This window comes from Aneurinibacillus tyrosinisolvens, assembly GCF_001015055.1.
Lineage (GTDB): Bacteria > Bacillota > Bacilli > Aneurinibacillales > Aneurinibacillaceae > Aneurinibacillus_A > Aneurinibacillus_A tyrosinisolvens.
Map to the genome: position 1 here is coordinate 33,783 of NZ_BBWZ01000025.1, position 15,970 is coordinate 49,752.

The 15,970-nt window shown below is 40.7% G+C and carries 11 protein-coding genes and 2 riboswitches; of the genes, 7 read left to right on the forward strand and 4 right to left on the reverse strand.

From position 1 onward, the window contains the following. Positions 1–61 precede the first annotated feature (61 nt). Positions 62–1,381: a multicopper oxidase domain-containing protein gene (locus tag MBEAL2_RS29495; RefSeq protein WP_052947828.1), complete on the forward strand. Its 1,320-nt coding sequence runs from the start codon at positions 62–64 to the stop codon at positions 1,379–1,381. A 241-nt stretch (positions 1,382–1,622) separates the two neighbouring features. Beyond that, positions 1,623–5,834 (forward strand): 5'-nucleotidase C-terminal domain-containing protein, encoded by a 4,212-nt coding sequence (locus MBEAL2_RS18855; RefSeq protein ID WP_052947829.1) that lies wholly within the window; start codon positions 1,623–1,625, stop codon positions 5,832–5,834. A gap of 112 nt (positions 5,835–5,946) precedes the next feature. On the opposite strand, the gene MBEAL2_RS18860 is transcribed toward MBEAL2_RS18855, so the two are convergent. The 3 genes from MBEAL2_RS18860 to MBEAL2_RS18870 form a co-directional block, all read right to left on the reverse strand. Then, entirely contained in the window at positions 5,947–7,848 is a 1,902-nt protein-coding gene (locus tag MBEAL2_RS18860; RefSeq protein WP_047153823.1) for a sensor domain-containing protein, read from the reverse strand. A 165-nt stretch (positions 7,849–8,013) separates the two neighbouring features. Continuing rightward, positions 8,014–8,101: riboswitch (cyclic di-GMP riboswitch) on the reverse strand. A gap of 270 nt (positions 8,102–8,371) precedes the next feature. Next, positions 8,372–9,028: a GGDEF domain-containing protein gene (locus MBEAL2_RS18865; protein ID WP_047153824.1), complete on the reverse strand. Its 657-nt coding sequence runs from the start codon at positions 9,026–9,028 to the stop codon at positions 8,372–8,374. Between the two features lie 200 nt (positions 9,029–9,228). Further along, positions 9,229–10,929 (reverse strand): methyl-accepting chemotaxis protein, encoded by a 1,701-nt coding sequence (locus MBEAL2_RS18870; RefSeq protein ID WP_047153825.1) that lies wholly within the window; start codon positions 10,927–10,929, stop codon positions 9,229–9,231. A 133-nt stretch (positions 10,930–11,062) separates the two neighbouring features. Further along, positions 11,063–11,149, reverse strand: a riboswitch (cyclic di-GMP riboswitch). A 455-nt stretch (positions 11,150–11,604) separates the two neighbouring features. Here MBEAL2_RS18870 and MBEAL2_RS18875 point away from each other — a divergent pair. Together MBEAL2_RS18875 and MBEAL2_RS30400 are read left to right on the forward strand one after the other, a co-directional pair. Next, complete coding sequence (locus tag MBEAL2_RS18875) at positions 11,605–11,799, forward strand: hypothetical protein (RefSeq protein WP_047153826.1); 195 nt, start codon at positions 11,605–11,607, stop codon at positions 11,797–11,799. A gap of 322 nt (positions 11,800–12,121) precedes the next feature. Next, entirely contained in the window at positions 12,122–12,295 is a 174-nt protein-coding gene (locus tag MBEAL2_RS30400; protein WP_082130027.1) for a transposase, read from the forward strand. 74 nt (positions 12,296–12,369) lie between these two features. Here MBEAL2_RS30400 and MBEAL2_RS18885 read toward each other — a convergent pair whose 3' ends face one another. Then, positions 12,370–12,786 (reverse strand): hypothetical protein, encoded by a 417-nt coding sequence (locus MBEAL2_RS18885; protein WP_047153827.1) that lies wholly within the window; start codon positions 12,784–12,786, stop codon positions 12,370–12,372. A gap of 617 nt (positions 12,787–13,403) precedes the next feature. Here MBEAL2_RS18885 and MBEAL2_RS29500 point away from each other — a divergent pair. The 3 genes from MBEAL2_RS29500 to tatC all read left to right on the forward strand — a co-directional run bounded on the left by MBEAL2_RS29500 (position 13,404) and on the right by tatC (position 15,652). Then, positions 13,404–14,522, forward strand: a complete 1,119-nt coding sequence (locus MBEAL2_RS29500; RefSeq protein WP_052947830.1) for a glycerophosphodiester phosphodiesterase family protein — start codon at positions 13,404–13,406, stop codon at positions 14,520–14,522. Positions 14,523–14,612: 90 nt separating this feature from the next. Beyond that, positions 14,613–14,858 carry a twin-arginine translocase TatA/TatE family subunit gene (gene tatA, locus MBEAL2_RS18895; protein WP_047153828.1) on the forward strand — a complete coding sequence of 82 codons (246 nt, stop codon included), beginning with the start codon at positions 14,613–14,615 and terminating at the stop codon, positions 14,856–14,858. Positions 14,859–14,920: 62 nt separating this feature from the next. After that, on the forward strand, positions 14,921–15,652 hold the full coding sequence (gene tatC, locus MBEAL2_RS18900) for a twin-arginine translocase subunit TatC (protein ID WP_047153848.1): 732 nt from the start codon (positions 14,921–14,923) through the stop codon (positions 15,650–15,652). The last annotated feature ends 318 nt before the right edge of the window (positions 15,653–15,970 follow it).

The window sequence follows — 15,970 nt, forward strand, 5'->3', positions numbered from 1 at the left end:
ATCATTTTCAAGCCCTCCCCTAAGATAAGTTAAGAAAAATTAACAACAGTGGGAGTGTAAGATGAAAAATCGAAAGATTGTTTTGGTGGTCGTTGCTGTATTTTTTTGTTTATCCCTCGCATTTATAGTAGAGAGCGCCACGAAAGCAAATACCTCAAAGAAAGCAGAGCCAAAACAAACAAAGACATTTCATTTATATGCTGCGAACATGGAACAGGAAATGAAACAAGGCGTCACCCTCTATTCCTGGGGTTACGGAATTTGGGATCCTGTGAAAAATGCTCCCGCTTCCCCGCCCAGTGTTCCAGGGCCGGAACTGCGTGTAAAAGAAGGCGACCATGTAAAGGTTGTATTCCATAACCAGCAGGGTGAACCCCATACGATTCATTTTCATGGAATTGATAACAGTTTCGCGGGAGATGGAGCACCGAATGTCAGCCAGCATCCAACGTTGAAAGGTGAATCATTCACCTACGAATTCGATGCTGTGCATGCGGGAACGTATTTCTATCATTGCCATGTCGAACCGGACAGGCATCCGGAGATGGGATTGTACGGTGCATTTATCATCGAACCGAAAGCTCCTAAATATAAAACGGATGGAGAGTTTACACTGCTTCTCGCTGAACGGGATCCGCTTCTAAGCGTAGCCGAAGGTAAACAAGCCTATGAATATGTTGGGACAGCCGCTGAACATCTTCACTTAACAGGTGACTATGACACTGCGGACCGCAAAGCAAAATATTATACAATTAACGGAAAAATGGACCCGGAAACCCCTACTCTTCAAGTAAAGAAAGGCGGCACGTATTTGATACGGTTGATAAATGCCGGTTCGGAAGTCCATACCTTTCATACCCATGGCCATCATTTCAAGGTTGTCGCTTCCGATGGACGAGACCTCCCAGATCCAGCCAGTAAGGATACAATCACGATCGGGCCGGGTGAAAAGTACGATTTACTGCTAACGGCAGACAACCCGGGCATTTGGCCAGTTCATTGCCACATCGGCCCTCATGAATCGCACGGCATGCATATGATGATGGTTTATGACAGCTACCATGGGGCAATGGGGCACAATCACTCGGATCCAATGGGTAAGGTTATGCACCACCTGGCTTTACTTAAGCAATATCAATTTGAGAAAAAATACGATTTGATGAAGCCTGAAACAAAAGGGTTAATGCAGGGAGTTCAGGGGTTTTATAATATGCTGTCACAGCAGAATATGGAGCAATGGGGCGACCTTGAAAGTGCCGTATCTGCGGTAAACCAGCAGTTAAATGGAAAAGTGGATGCAGCCTCGCTGAAAAAGGCGCTTGATGCGCTGGAAGAAAAGATAAACGAACTGCAGGAAATGATGCAGGGCGGTATGAGTTAATCGTAAGAGGCGCCAGCTAGAAAATGCTGGTGCCTCTTTTTGTATTATATAAACTAACAATGACTAATAAGAAATCTCCCATTGTAAGGGATAATATGAAATTAATACAAATCATTACAATTTTTTAATATAACTATAACAGTAGATTGATATAGTTCTTCCTATAATACTAACTAATCAATAACAATGCGTGACAAGGGCTTATTGTGATGCCATTCTAACAAAGTGTGGAGGAATGAAATTGGGTACAATAGGAAAGAAGTTTTTAGCACTGTCTCTTGGCTTTACTCTGTCAACGTGCTTGCTTCCTTTGGGACCGCTTCCATCAGTAAATGCGGAAACGGTTGCTGCCACTGATTTATTTATTTCTGAGTATGTTGAAGGAAGCGGTAACAATAAAGCGATTGAAATTTATAATGGAACAGGAAGCACAGTCGACTTATCTCAGTATACGTTGGAATTGTATTCAAACGGCGCTACAACTCCTGGTTCGAAACTGTCACTTACCGGTAATCTGGAAAATGGGAAGGTATATGTTATCTCCCATAGTTCAGCAGCAGATCAAACTATTAAAAATGTAAGCAATGCAACAAGCAGTGTAGCTAACTTTAACGGCAATGATGCACTTGTGTTAAAACATAATGAACAAATTATCGATGTGCTTGGCAAGGTCGGGGAAGATCCAGGAACAAAGTGGGGAACAAGCCCAACATCCACACTGGACAATACATTAGTCCGTAAGTCTTCTGTAACTGCCGGCGATACGAATCCAAATGATGCATTTGATCCGAGTATCGAGTGGGAAGGATTTGCTAAAGACACCGTTGCGAATCTCGGCAGTCACACAATGAATGGCGGAATCCAGCCCGGACAAGGGGGAAGTACCCCTACACCAGAAACACCACCAGCCACCGGAACCTTCTCTATTGCTGATGCCAAGCAAAAAGGCAGTGGACAAGCGGTAACAGTAGAAGGGATTGTTACAGCCGACAATTCCGCAATTGGTGGAGGAAAGCTGTCTACCTACATTCAGGATAATACAGCGGGGGTGAACCTGTTTTCCAGCACCCTTGATGGTTTCCCTGATTTGAAAGAGGGAGACAAAGTACGAGTAGAAGGAACTCTTACTTCTTATAAGAGCTTAACAGAAATCAAACCAGCCAGGATTGAAGTTGTTTCTAGTAATGAACCTGTACCAGCGGCCCAGGACACAACATTAGTGGATCTTCAATCGCCTCAAACCGGGGAGCCACTGGAAGGCAAACTGGTTAAACTGAGCGCCTATGTAAAAGAAGTGCCGGCGGCTCCTTCCGCAGGTGGCTATAACGTCACGATTTACGATGAACAATACAATAGCACGACGCTCCGTGTCATGGAAGGCACAGGAATCTATCAAAATTTACAGGCAGGAAAATGGTATGACATCACCGCAGTTGTAAGCCAGTATGATAGCTATCAATTAGTGCCTCGTAAATCAGCCGATATGGTCGTAGCCGCAACGCAAAAGGAAGCGCCAAAACCTGCATCCAGCTACAGCTCTACGATTGTAAGCATCGTTGATGGAGATACCGTTCATTTGAGCACGCCGATTTTAGGATCCACTAAAGTTCGCATGCTTTCTATCGATACACCGGAGACCAACTACGAAGGAAAGTCACAGGGCTACCATGCCGAACAGGCCAAAGCCGAATTGCAGAGACTGCTTCCGGCAGGAACCGAAGTAGAGATTGAAGTAGGCCAGGACCCGCTCGATAATTATGGACGTCTGCTTGCACACATTCATGTGAAGAGCAGCGGACTTGATGTAAACAAAGAGATGGTTCGTTTAGGACGGGCTGTTCCTTATTTTATCTGGCCAAACATGGAGCATTTTGAGGAGTACAGTGCGGCAGCCAAAGAAGCGATTGATAATGGGCGCGGATTATGGGACCCGGCTAATCCAATTCCGGAGCTCCCTTATGAATTCCGCTTTAACCTGCGCAGCGGTCCCGATAAATATGTTGGAGATTACTTCACAAAGAAATACGTGGAACCTGCACAGTGGAAGAGCATTCCTGCACAGAATCGCGTATTTTTCTTTACCGAACAGGATGCCAAGACCGCGGGTTACACAATGGAAGGAAACACAACACCAGTACCGCAGGGGAACATTAAAGTCCAATTGCTTGGCCTGAATGATTTACATGGAAAAATCGATCAACAATTCGATGAGAAAAGCAGCGGAGATATTAACGGAGATAATGTAAAAGACGCTACATTCGGCCGCATGGATTATGTTGCTGCCTACATGAAGCAGCGGGAAGCAACAAACCCGAATACCCTGCTTGTTCATGCAGGTGATGCAGTAGGAGGAAGCTCTCCGATGTCCGCTCTTCTCCAGGATGAACCGACTGTGGAAATCATGGAGTCGATGGGATTTGATGTAGGAACGATCGGAAACCATGAATTGGATGAAGGTACCGGTGAAATGCTTCGATTAATCCGTGGCGGGCAGCATCCAAAGGGAACAGAAAATTATGATGGAATGAACTTCCCTCTCATTGCTGCTAACGTCGTGTACAAGAATACCGGGGAAACCGTTCTTCCACCGTACACTATTAAAGAAATCAATGGCACGAAGATTGGATTTATCGGTGTAGTAACGAAGTCAGCAGCAGGAATGGTGATGCCTGAAGGAATTAAGGACATCCAGTTTACGGATGAAACCGCAGCCGTTAACAAAGCGGTAGCTGAATTAAAGCAGCAGGGAGTAAAAGCGATTGCTGTGCTTGCCCATATGGATGCTGAGCAAAGCGGTACTACGGTTACCGGACCGGCTGCTACTCTGGCAAACACGGTGGATGATGAAGTGGACGTTATTTTTGCCGCACATAACCACAAGATTGTTAACGGAACCGTCGATAATAAGCTCATTGTGCAGGCAGGGGAATACGGCAAAGCCTTTTCTGACGTGGACTTAGAAATCGATCCAGCGACAAAGGATATTGTAAAGAAATCCGCTGAGATTGTATATGTAAACCAGAAGGACACTGCACCGGACCCAACCGTTTCTAACATTTTGGAAAAATACAAGAACCGGGTCGCTCCGATTATTAATGAAGTGGTGGGAGAAGCCGCCTTTTCGCTTACTGGCGGTTACGGTGTGAAAGGCCCGGTTGGTGACAACGCACTTGGAAACTTGATTGCAGATGGAATGAAAGCGGCCATGAACAGTGATTTTGCCTTAATGAATGGCGGTGGCATTCGCCAGGGGCTTGACGCAGGTCCAATCACATGGGGTGATTTATTCAACATTCAGCCGTTCAATAATGTCCTAACGAAGCTTGAAATCAAGGGCGCAGATTTACGGACAATTCTTAACGCCCAGCTGTCCAAGCAATATGGCCCGGATTACAGCGTTGCAGGATTTAAATACACATACGATGAAGCTACACAGAAAGTAGTGAATATCTTCCTGCCTGATGGCTCTAAAATTGATGAGAATGCAACGTATACCGTTACAGTGAATAACTTTATGGCAACTTCTACAGGCGGCAAATACAAGCCGATCGGCCAGTTAGGTAAAAATCCGATTACCGGATCGGAAGATTTAGAAGCGACGGTTAATTTTGTAAAGAGCCTTAAAGGGCCGATTGCATACAAAGCTGAAGGCCGTATTAGCGATGGCAGTGATACTACCGCTCCAGTAACAACCGTTAATGTTACTGGTCAATCCGGAGCAGAGAATTATAATAATCACGATGTTACGTTAACCTTTGAAGCAAACGACGGAACAGGTACGGGTGTTGAGAGAACAGAGTATCGCATCGACGGTAGTGAATGGATTGCCGTAAACGGAGAGGTGAAAGTAACGGAAGAAGGGATCCATCCTATTGAATACCGTTCTACAGATAAAGCCGGAAATGTGGAAAACGCAAAAAAAATCGTAGTTGCAATTGATAAAACTTCACCTATCATTAAAGATGTCTCTCAATTAAAGCTGTTCCAAACTGATTCCTATAACGTAAATGTTGAGGCAGCGGATACGGGAAGCGGGATGAAAGAAGTTACCGTTACACTTGACGGAAAGCCAGTTAGCAGTCCGAGTGTTTTAGGTGCTTTGGAATTTTCACCTGGCGAACACACGATTTCCGTTGTGGCGATAGATAAAGCAGGCAACAAGAGTGAAAAGACATTTACGCTTTACGTTGTTATGGACGTGGCCCACCTTGATGAACTTGTTGCCTATGGGGTAGAGTCTAACTTTATTACAAATCACGGAATCGCTAACAGCCTGCTGGCTAAAGTGAAATCAGCTCAAAAGGACGAGGGAGATGCTAAAAAAGTTCTTAACAGCCTGAATGCTCTTAGAAATGAAATTAAAGCTCAGACAGGGAAGAAAATAACTGCTTCATTTGCTGGCAAGCTTCTCGAAGATATTTCTTTTGTAGAAAAAACATATACAACAAAATAAATATATCATTATTTACGGGGGGTACCTATGCAGGTATCCCCATTGTTTTATTTTGAGACATAAGCATTCTATCGCAGCCCATCTTTAAAATACACCTTAGAGTTTGTTTTTATTAAACGACAGCCTCAACACCTAGAATCTTCCCCGTTTTCCCGTCGCACCTTGGTTGATATTCTAAAAACAACTCCTCGCGCTCTAAAGCTTTACGCAAATCATTTTCTAACCTAAACATTTTGAAAGATTCAATATTCATGGATGGTGTATAAACCTGACATTTACTCTTTCCATATTCTTTTGCTTGATGCAAAGCGATTTCCGCATTTTTTTGCAATGTTTCAGTATCTGTACCATCAACGGGGTAAATACTGATTCCAATACTAGCCGTAACGTATAATTCATAGTCCCCTACCCAAAAAGGTTTTTCCATACTTCCTGTTATTCTTTGGGCAAATTCAACGGTAGTCTCTACTTTTTGAGAATTATGGAGCAATAGAGCGAATTTATCACCACCTACCCGAGCAATAAATCCGTTTTCTTCCATACTATCTTTAAGGCGCTCTGCAATTTTTGTTAATAAATAATCTCCAAAGGTAGGGCCCATTGTTTCATTTAAGTAATTAAAACGGTTAATATCAAGGTACATCACAGCGAAATTTTGGTTACCATCGGAAAATTCCGCTATTTTTTCCTCTAAAGTATTCTCAAATAATCTTCTATTAGGAAGAGCCGTTAATGGATCATGGTAGGCTAAATATTTATTCAAGTCTTCTGCCTGTTTTTTTTCTGTGATATCAACCATCATCCCTGTTCTAGCAGGCTTTCCATTATAGATTGTCAAATTCGTATGAATCTCTAAAATAACGATACTGTTATCACTTTTAACTATACGACATTCATAGTGCGTACTTGGGTTTTCAAATGTTAATGCTGATAGTTTACTTTTCACAAAAGAGCGATCTTCGGGAACAATGATCTCTAATAAGGATCTACCTTCTAAGGTATCGTATCCCCACATTTTATTTAAACTAGAGTTAGAATATACACATATATCATCCTGAATAATAAAAACCCCTATGCTGGACTCTTCCACTAGACTTCTGTACTTTCCTTCGGCTTCACGCAGGGCTAATTCTATTCTCCTTCTTTTTGTTATATCTTTAATAATCGCATATACACCCATAATTTGCTCATCAATCACAGTGGGAACGTTTGTTACACTCAAATCAATGGGATGTCCATTTTTATGGATCACAACTGTATAATAATGTTGTGGTTCTCCCTCCGCTGCTCTTCGAAAAAATTCACACGTCTCCATGATATGTTCATTTGATACAAGTGGCATAAATCGAGCAGGAAATTCTTCAGAAGTATATCCTATCATTTTCATGAAAGACGAATTGATATCGATAAAGTTCCCTTGTAAATCGAATAAAACTACCCCATCGGGATTTTGATGAAAAAGCGCTTTGTACTGCTGTTCGCTTTCTTTTACAGCTTTCCACATTTGGATTTGTTGGGTAATATCTTGTATTGTACCTATCATACGAACAGGTTTTTTATGACTATCGAATAATGCCTCGCCCTGTCCTCTTACAAAAGATTCCGTTCCATCGAGTCTAATAATGCGAAACTCAACATCGTATGGTATTCCATGCTCTATTGTTTTACGAACATGGCTTGAGTAATTCTCTCTATCATGGGGGTGTACAAAATCTAAAAACTTTTCGAATGACATAAAAAAGCCTGCCATTTTTTCCAAACCAAAAATGCGATACATTTGATCTGACCAATAGGCTCGGTCAGTAACAATGTCGTAGTCCCAATTGCCGAGTTTTGAAACGCGTTGGGCGTGAATGAGACTATCTAAGCTTTTGCGGGTTGACTCCGTGCTAGATATTTGGTGGATTGAATTACTAGATAGTATAGGTTTTTCGCTATTTTTTATTTTATTGTCCTCTTTGTTTTTATTTTGATCTGAATGTGACATAAAACTGAAAAAAGAATTTTTAAACATGGCTCTCTATCCCTACCTCCTAGTACTAATCACAGACGTTAAAGTGCCGTTTGCTACTATTTATCCCATACTCTCGCGAACAGGTAACCATGTTGAAAATAGTGAAAAATATGAAAGGCTATCCCGGATAGAATAGCCTTGTCTAGTTTCTATACTATAAGGCTTTTCGATAATCCGGCTATCATAGTTCATTCGGAACCTTAGACCCGCGACTTTGCGTCCTTACTTTTCAGTAAGTTTGCTATTGTCGAAGCATATATGTAGTGTTAATTTTCTAACAATTTACCATTATCTATTTTAATGTTCAATAATAATTTGATAAATAGTATTAATTTTCTCTTAAACTACGGAATTAAAGGGATAATCAAGAAAAAACCAATCATGTTACTTCATGCTTTCTATGGCTTGCTTAACAGGATAAAAATAATTGTGGGTGTTTTCCATACACATGATGAAGCGGTTCGTGCGATTCAATTTAGGGAGGATAAAAGAAAAGTATCGGCACTATTTATATCGGTCTATTCTACATTTTTTGTTGATTACCCGCTTTTCTAGCCTTAAAGTGATACATATTCCGGTCTGCAATTCTTACCAAATCATCTAATGTTTTTGCATCATTTGGATAAATGGCCGTTCCTATTGATACAGAAATATCCGCTTTTAAATGTCTCGAAAGTTTTTGTAAATCCTTTTCAATGTCGTGAATAACAATTTCTATACCTATCTTATCTGTACAAGGGACAATAATAAGAAATTCATCTCCACCCCATCTACTTACAATATCAATTTTTCTTACGCTGCTTAAAAGCGCATTTGAAATCTGTTGGAGCACTTCATCCCCTATTTCATGCCCGTAGGTATCGTTTATACATTTGAACTTATCAATATCGACAACAAATACAGTTAGCTTGTCTTTCATTCTATTAACCTTCGATTGGAGTTTAGAAAATGTTTTATAGATGAATCTTCTATTATAAGCCTTAGTTAAAACATCCCTATCAGAAAGAAATTTTGCTTGGTCATACTGTCTACCAAAAAACCATGCAAGACATAGCATAATGGGCAAACCAACTTTTTCAATGATTTCTACATGACCATCAACCATGTAATAATAAGCTATGTAACTTGAATTAATTACGAATACAAGTAAAAATACAACCACTCTTCCTGTGTATTTCATTATCCCACCATTTTCCAATTTGCTATATAATCAGATGTCATAATCAGTTGTTAAGCTAGCGTCTGATAAAATTCAAACTATAAACTAAAGCAGCTATGCTGGTTCAAACCCAAGGGAGCTGCTTTAGTTTATACATTTCGATTCCTTTTCTACTTTTGGTAGCTAAATACGGGATTGTGTACATGCCGGATTTATTTGTTCTATATTTTAAACTTTCCAATTCGCGTTTGTAATTCTTCTGCCATGTGGGATAAGGAAGATGCGGAAAGGCTAATTTCCTCCATTGATGCTAACTGCTCTTCTGAAGCTGCTGAGACGTTTTGTGTTCCCGTTGCAGCCTGCTTTGCTATTTCCGAGATAAGCTCAATCGAATGTACAACTTGCTCCGTTCCGGCTGCCATTTGGTGAACTGTAGATGAGACCTGTTCAATCTGACTTGCCACTTCACCTGTAGACGCTTGAATCTGTGCAAAAGAATCTCCTGCTATATGTACTACATCGATACCTTCTGCTACTTCTTTGGTGGCCACTTCCATCGATGAAACGGTTTTCTTTGTTTCCTCTTGGATCGCTGTAACGAGTTGTCCGATTTGTTGGGCAGATAAGGAGGATTGTTCCGCAAGCTTACGCACTTCATCGGCTACGACGGCAAATCCTTTTCCATGTTCTCCTGCTCTCGCTGCTTCAATCGCCGCATTTAAAGCTAATAAGTTGGTTTGCGATGCAATCTCTGTAATGACTCCCACGATTTGGTCGATTTCCTTCGAGCGCTCGCCTAATTCCTTAACCGTTTGGGCTAAGCCATTAACTGTATGGTGAATCGAATTCATTTGCTTTACTGCCGTCTGAAGAGCTTCTCCACCTTCTAAGGCTCTTTGTGAAGCATGATGAGCGATCAAAGAAACATCCTGCGCACTTGCAGCGACTTGTTGCATTCCCACAGACATTTCACTAATAGACTTCGAACTTTCATCCACACCTTCAACCTGGTTCTCTACACCTATGGCTACTTCCTGAATGGAAGAAGTGATTTGTTCTGAAGCCTTCCCCGTCTGTTGTGCACTTGCGCTTAACTGTTCTGCCGAAGCGGCCACCTGCTCAGCGTTTTCTCCCACCTGTTGAATTAATTCTCGAAGATTTGTTGCCATTTGATTAAAGGAAGAAGCTAATTGACCTATTTCGTCTCGACTTTTTACTTTAATTTCATCCCCCGTCAAATCACCAAATGCCATTTGCTCAGCGGTTTTACTTATTAGAATTATTGGTCTAGAAATCATACGGGAGATTATAAAAGCGACGGTGATGCCAACAGCGAAGGCCAACATACTCAAAATAATAACGAGGGTTCTGCCCGTGTTGAACAACTGAATCGATTGCTCAACTGCAGCATTGGCCCCTTGCACATTGATATTGATAAGCGTGTCGAAATGACTGCTTGCTTTCTCAAATAGAGGATGTGCTTCCTCGCGAAGTTTTTCTCCTGTTGTCAAATCATTTTGATTGGCTGCTTCAATGATAAGAGAAAGTTTTTGTAAATAAGCATCATAAGACTGGGAAAAAGCCTGGTAATTCTGTTTTTCTTCTGGGCTAGAAAGGAGGGACTTAAATCTCTTTCGCTCGTCCTCTACTTTTTTCAGAGCATCATGTAATTGGTTTTCAATTTCACCTTTTTTTGTGAAATCCGGTTCGACTATTAGGTTTAAAAGTATTTTTTCGATATCCGCGAAGTCACCATGCATAATACCAATCGTAGAGACACTCGGCATCCAATGATTTTTTACTTCGCTTGCTTTGTGTCCCATTCCATTCATTTTTAAAACAGCGATTATGCTAATGGTGGAAAGAAGAGCAAGAACAATAAAAAAACTACTGAGTAATTTTGTGCGAATGGTGAATCTCACTGTTAAAATCCCCCTCTTTGTTTTACCTTTATTACCCTCATACATAACAGTCTTTCTGAGAGTTCCCTCTCATCAAAAAAGCCTACCCTGAAAAAGGTAGACATAAACACCTAGTTAAAATGTCTCTCTCTTTTTCGGTAACCCGGCTATCATAGCTTACTAAAGCTTTAGATCCGCGGCTTTGCGTCCCTATTTTTCAATAGGTTTGCTCTTATCGAAAGAAATGTATGTTGAAGTTTTAAACTATGTACACTCTATTATAAATAGGGATTTATTACTAGTTGATTTATATAAAATTCGATATATTTTTACATTTATTTCATATTGAGTTTACAACATATAGGTCAATCGATACAAAAACAAGATCTTTATAAATATTAATTGTTGGCCATTTCATCGAAGGGAAAGTTTCAGTTTTTGCTCCTTTGTCAAAGTTCAGAATCATATTCCACCAATGAAACCTTGCATAATAAGATGAAGTAACCCTCCATATTTTTCATTTAATTCTTTTTTAAAAATTAATTATTAAATTTTTAACAAGTACACAATATGACAACAATAATTAATTGATAGGCTATCTTTAGTTACAGTTTAAAAGATTAAATAAATTTCTTTACAATAATAATTAGGAAAAAGGGTTGAGAGAATGCATTGGAATTAAAGCAGAAGGGATAGATGAACGTGGTTTATGGGCGTTTACTTTACTTCAATAAACATTCGATTATTCCACAACAAAAGAATCATGAGCAATTTATGTGGCCAGGTGAAATCATTACTTATACAATTTCTGAAAAAGAATTAGCTAAATATCGGAACCTTCCACCAGTGACCGGTAAAAAACCGTTTTCCCTTCCTCACCGTAAAAAATAATGATTACCATTCACCATGCTAATTAGAAAGAGCCATTCGGCAATCATTTTTGTTAACGCTTTGGACAAATCGATTTCGTTAGGACTTGAATAACTTCAACATTGAATTTTACCAAATCCATTACACCATCGCTCCGTTAGTATTGCGGGGACAGTCTTAACACTCTCTTAACAGTAGCAAAACACAGAAACAACGCTTTCGTTGTATCATGAAACTTGTCCCGGATGACTCTATAAAGGCGAACCCATTTTCTTTATCTGTTTAGGCCCTGATAAGGAGGGCTTTTTTTTTTGAATCAAATTAAAGCAAGAAGGAAATACAAATGAAGCATACATACTCTCTAGAATTTAAGAGTGAAGTCATTAAAGAAGCCCTCGCTACAAGGCCTTTTTCTTTGGTAGCGAGAAAGTATAAAGTAAACGCCATGACGATTTCACGCTGGGTACGTGAATATGAAAAAGGAAATTTTAACCTTCAAAACATAACAAAGGGATAAACAGTCAGCATCAATACTGAAGGCAAAAACTGATTAATCTTCTCATTTATTAAGTTTTAGGTTATGTAAATGTATTACCCAAATGGAATAGCATATTTCATACTCTTATCCCCATTTATCACCCTTGCCATTAACGCCACCATTTCATTCCATTCTTCTTCAACCATTGGGAACTGATACATAATACCTTCCGAGGAGTAAAGGATTACCTTAAAATCATTATCCTCACCAGTTTTGATGTTAACTTTACTGAACTCGGTATGAGAAACTTTCTTTTTACCTTTTATCTTAGTTTGTTGCCTCGAAGTAATTAAGTGACGACGTTCATTGGCTAAAAAACGCCTTATCTCGTTTAATGAATAGAGGCCACACAAGCAGAGAGCAATATCATCTCGATAATAAGAAATTCTCATTCCATTTGTTATTTCATCATCGATACTAAGAAACCCACACCCATTTGAGATTTGAAGAATATTACCTTCATTACTCACTTACACAAAATTATTGACACTACCTCTATAATCAGTTTGGATTTGCTTGCTATGCATTTTTAAGTTAATACATACTCAATGCAAGGTTGCGTTCAGGAATTTCCGGAGCGCACCATTTCGCGCCTTCTATTTATAAGAATAAATGGGTACGACAAACAGTACCCCTTCTACCTCTTCAAGTTGAGCTGGTCTGTTTTTTAGCAAAGGATCTGTTATCGTTTATTGTTGATTTTTGACCAAAAGAAAAACCGCCCATGATAGGAGCGGTTAATTGAACTATCGATTCCCGTCGTAATAAATATCATTAATTTGTAATACGATTCTTTTATATATTGCCTTCTCAATCCAATCCATCTCTCCGGGTATAAAGACCAGGGATATTTTACGTTCTCCAGGACCCAGTCTCCCTATGATAAGTAAATCAAAAGTTACAAACTGTTTGATGATTAGTGAAACAAAGCTCAATAACGTGTATGTCTAATTTACTAATTTTCCCTCGGTTATATAATTTTAATAATTCCACAGTCTTAGATTTACAATTTATCATTACAGTTAAATTGTATGAACGGAATAGAAGTATTACAAAAAATACGATGAATGGGATGTGGAGAAAAGCGATGAAAAGGGATGGACAAGCACCTGAAAAGGAAAATCAACTGCTCGAGAGTATCTTTACTAAAGAGTTTGATCGACGCTCTTTTTTGGAAAAGACAACTAAAATTGCCGGAGCCGCTTTCGGTTTATCATTAATTAACTCCCTTGCCAATACTCCTGTTAAGGCAGAGCCTAGTGCCCCTGTTCCTTTGTCTTCCAATCAAAAGAAGCTGCATACGATTCACTTCAACTCCACCGAAGAATTAGCGAGGTACACGCGGTTGAGTTCGTTGCAAGCGACCCAGCCACTGGTGATGGCTCACCGTGCGGGATACTCTCCTCAGGGTATCTGGCCCGAATCTGCCCTGGAATCGGCACAGCATGTTCTTGAAACGGGGCCAGCGTTTGTTGAAATCGATCTACGGACGACTTCGGACGGCGAAATCATAATGTCCCATGATGACACGCTGGATCGTGGTACGACCGGATCAGGAAAGGTCGCCGAGACCAGTTACCTGGAGATTTCCAAACTGTACCAGCGAGATTTTGTCGGCAACCGTACCGAGTTTAAGGTACGTACTTTCGATGAGTTCCTGGAGTGGAGTCGTATTGGTGCTCTACTATGGCTGGACGTCAAGGATGCCGACCCTGCGAAGGTAGTGGCGAAGATACGGAAACACCGAGCTGAAGCCCGGGTTATTGTCAGTGCCTACGGAGTGGAGAAAGTCCGGGCGTTCCAAAAGTTAGCACCGGATCTGGTGTATTTCATCCCGCGTATACCTGCCCTAGGGTTGCCTACAACGAAGTCTATCCTGAAGAACGTATCCGATCCAAACCGTGTAATCGGAATGGCCGGTTGGTACGTCCCCAATATTGATGAGGCCATGGAGATGCGCCACCACGACATTCCAGGCTTGCTGGAACTTAGTCCGTTAGATCATGGGCTAACGCCTGATACGTTGGATCCCCAGCTCTACAAGACTGCAGTCGCCGAGGGCTTCCCAATGTTTAACACCGACCATTACGCAAAGGTCCTCAATATCCTCGGGATTACAGACTGGGCCAGTAAATCCCCACGCAGACAACCTCGCCCTGAATCTGAGGCTAAGGATAATCGAGTGGGTGACGGGAAACAGGACTGAGCAGCTGCCATTAATCTCGGACGGCATGCGAGTTATTGCCAGCTATCTACTGTAGATATTACAGAATTTAAAGAAAGGAAGTAAATCGTTATGTTATCAAGTATAGGGGTTCCCGGATTGATTCTCATTTTAATCATTGCACTTGTTATTTTTGGGCCAAGCAAACTGCCGGAGGTCGGCCGCGCGTTTGGTCGTACGCTGACAGAATTCAAATCAGCTGCGAAGGACTTAACAAAAGATGACGATGAGGAAGAGAAAAAAGATAAGAGTGTCGAGGCGAAAATAACACCTGTACTAATCAGCAATACGGAAGAGAAAATTCAGCATGTAAAGTAGCTAGAAGAAGATGGGCAGTGCGCATTATGCACGGCCCTTTTCTTTCATTGGAAAGGAGAAAAATGATGGAACAGATGAATGTCTTGGAGCATCTATCTGATTTACGCAAGCGTATTATTATTACTTTAGGCTTTTTTATGATCAGCCTTATTGTTTGTTTTTTATATGTGGATCATATTTATCATTTCCTAGCAATTCGTTCGGGGGAGAAGCTGGCGATTCTGGGACCTACGGATATTCTAGCGATTTATATGAAACTATCAGGTGTGGGGGCGATTGCACTCACGATTCCCGTCGCAGCTTATCAAGTTTGGCGATTCGTTGTACCTGCCCTAACATCGCATGAGCGCCGCGTCACCATGATGTACATCCCTATCCTTTTCTTATTGTTCATCGCGGGAATCAGTTTTTCTTATTTTGTGCTGTTTCCCATGATGTACACATTTGTGCTCGGACTTTCTCAGGGGAATTTTAACCTGGTGATTACGGCGAACGACTATTTTAGTTTTATGATCCGGCTTACAGTGCCTTTTGGTATTTTGTTCGAACTTCCGCTGATTGTGTTGTTTTTAACTCACCTGGGCATTTTAAATCCGCATCGTCTCGCCAAAATACGTAAACCGGCCTATTTTGTTCTCTGTGTCATCTCTATTGTCATTACACCACCAGACTTCGTATCTGACATCGTGGTTATAATCCCTCTAATTTTCCTGTATGAAATCAGCGTGGGTTTATCCAAAATTATCTATCGTAAACGTAAGGTTGAAGAATCGGATTCCTCCCTGTTGGCTTAAACGAAAGTCAATTTATTGATTAATGTTTTTATCGATCAGCATGATTTTGATATGGCTATGAAAGGCTTACTCCATATAGTACATATGCAGCAAGAAATTATGGAAGAAATTAAAAGAGATGTCGATAAAAGATGAACATCAGTGAAGCAATATAAAATTTTCGTATAACATAAAAAAAGCCACCACGCATTATTGCGGAGCAGCTTTAAATCAACTTAACGGTTTCTTAACGGTAACAAAACGCAGGGATAACGTTTTAGCTGTAACATAATACATGCCAAGAGTAATTCACTCTTAACCTCTTTTCGACGATATTGT

Bases quoted from the DNA above. Each gene is read 5' to 3' on its own strand.
- MBEAL2_RS29495 (WP_052947828.1), top strand. From the start codon at position 62: ATGAAAAATCGAAAGATTGTTTTGGTGGTCGTTGCTGTATTTTTTTGT.
- MBEAL2_RS18860 (WP_047153823.1), bottom strand. From the start codon at position 7,848: ATGTTTAAAAATTCTTTTTTCAGTTTTATGTCACATTCAGATCAAAAT.
- MBEAL2_RS18865 (WP_047153824.1), bottom strand. From the start codon at position 9,028: ATGAAATACACAGGAAGAGTGGTTGTATTTTTACTTGTATTCGTAATT.
- MBEAL2_RS18875 (WP_047153826.1), top strand. From the start codon at position 11,605: ATGAACGTGGTTTATGGGCGTTTACTTTACTTCAATAAACATTCGATT.
- MBEAL2_RS30400 (WP_082130027.1), top strand. From the start codon at position 12,122: ATGAAGCATACATACTCTCTAGAATTTAAGAGTGAAGTCATTAAAGAA.
- MBEAL2_RS29500 (WP_052947830.1), top strand. From the start codon at position 13,404: ATGAAAAGGGATGGACAAGCACCTGAAAAGGAAAATCAACTGCTCGAG.
- tatA (WP_047153828.1), top strand. From the start codon at position 14,613: ATGTTATCAAGTATAGGGGTTCCCGGATTGATTCTCATTTTAATCATT.
- tatC (WP_047153848.1), top strand. From the start codon at position 14,921: ATGATGGAACAGATGAATGTCTTGGAGCATCTATCTGATTTACGCAAG.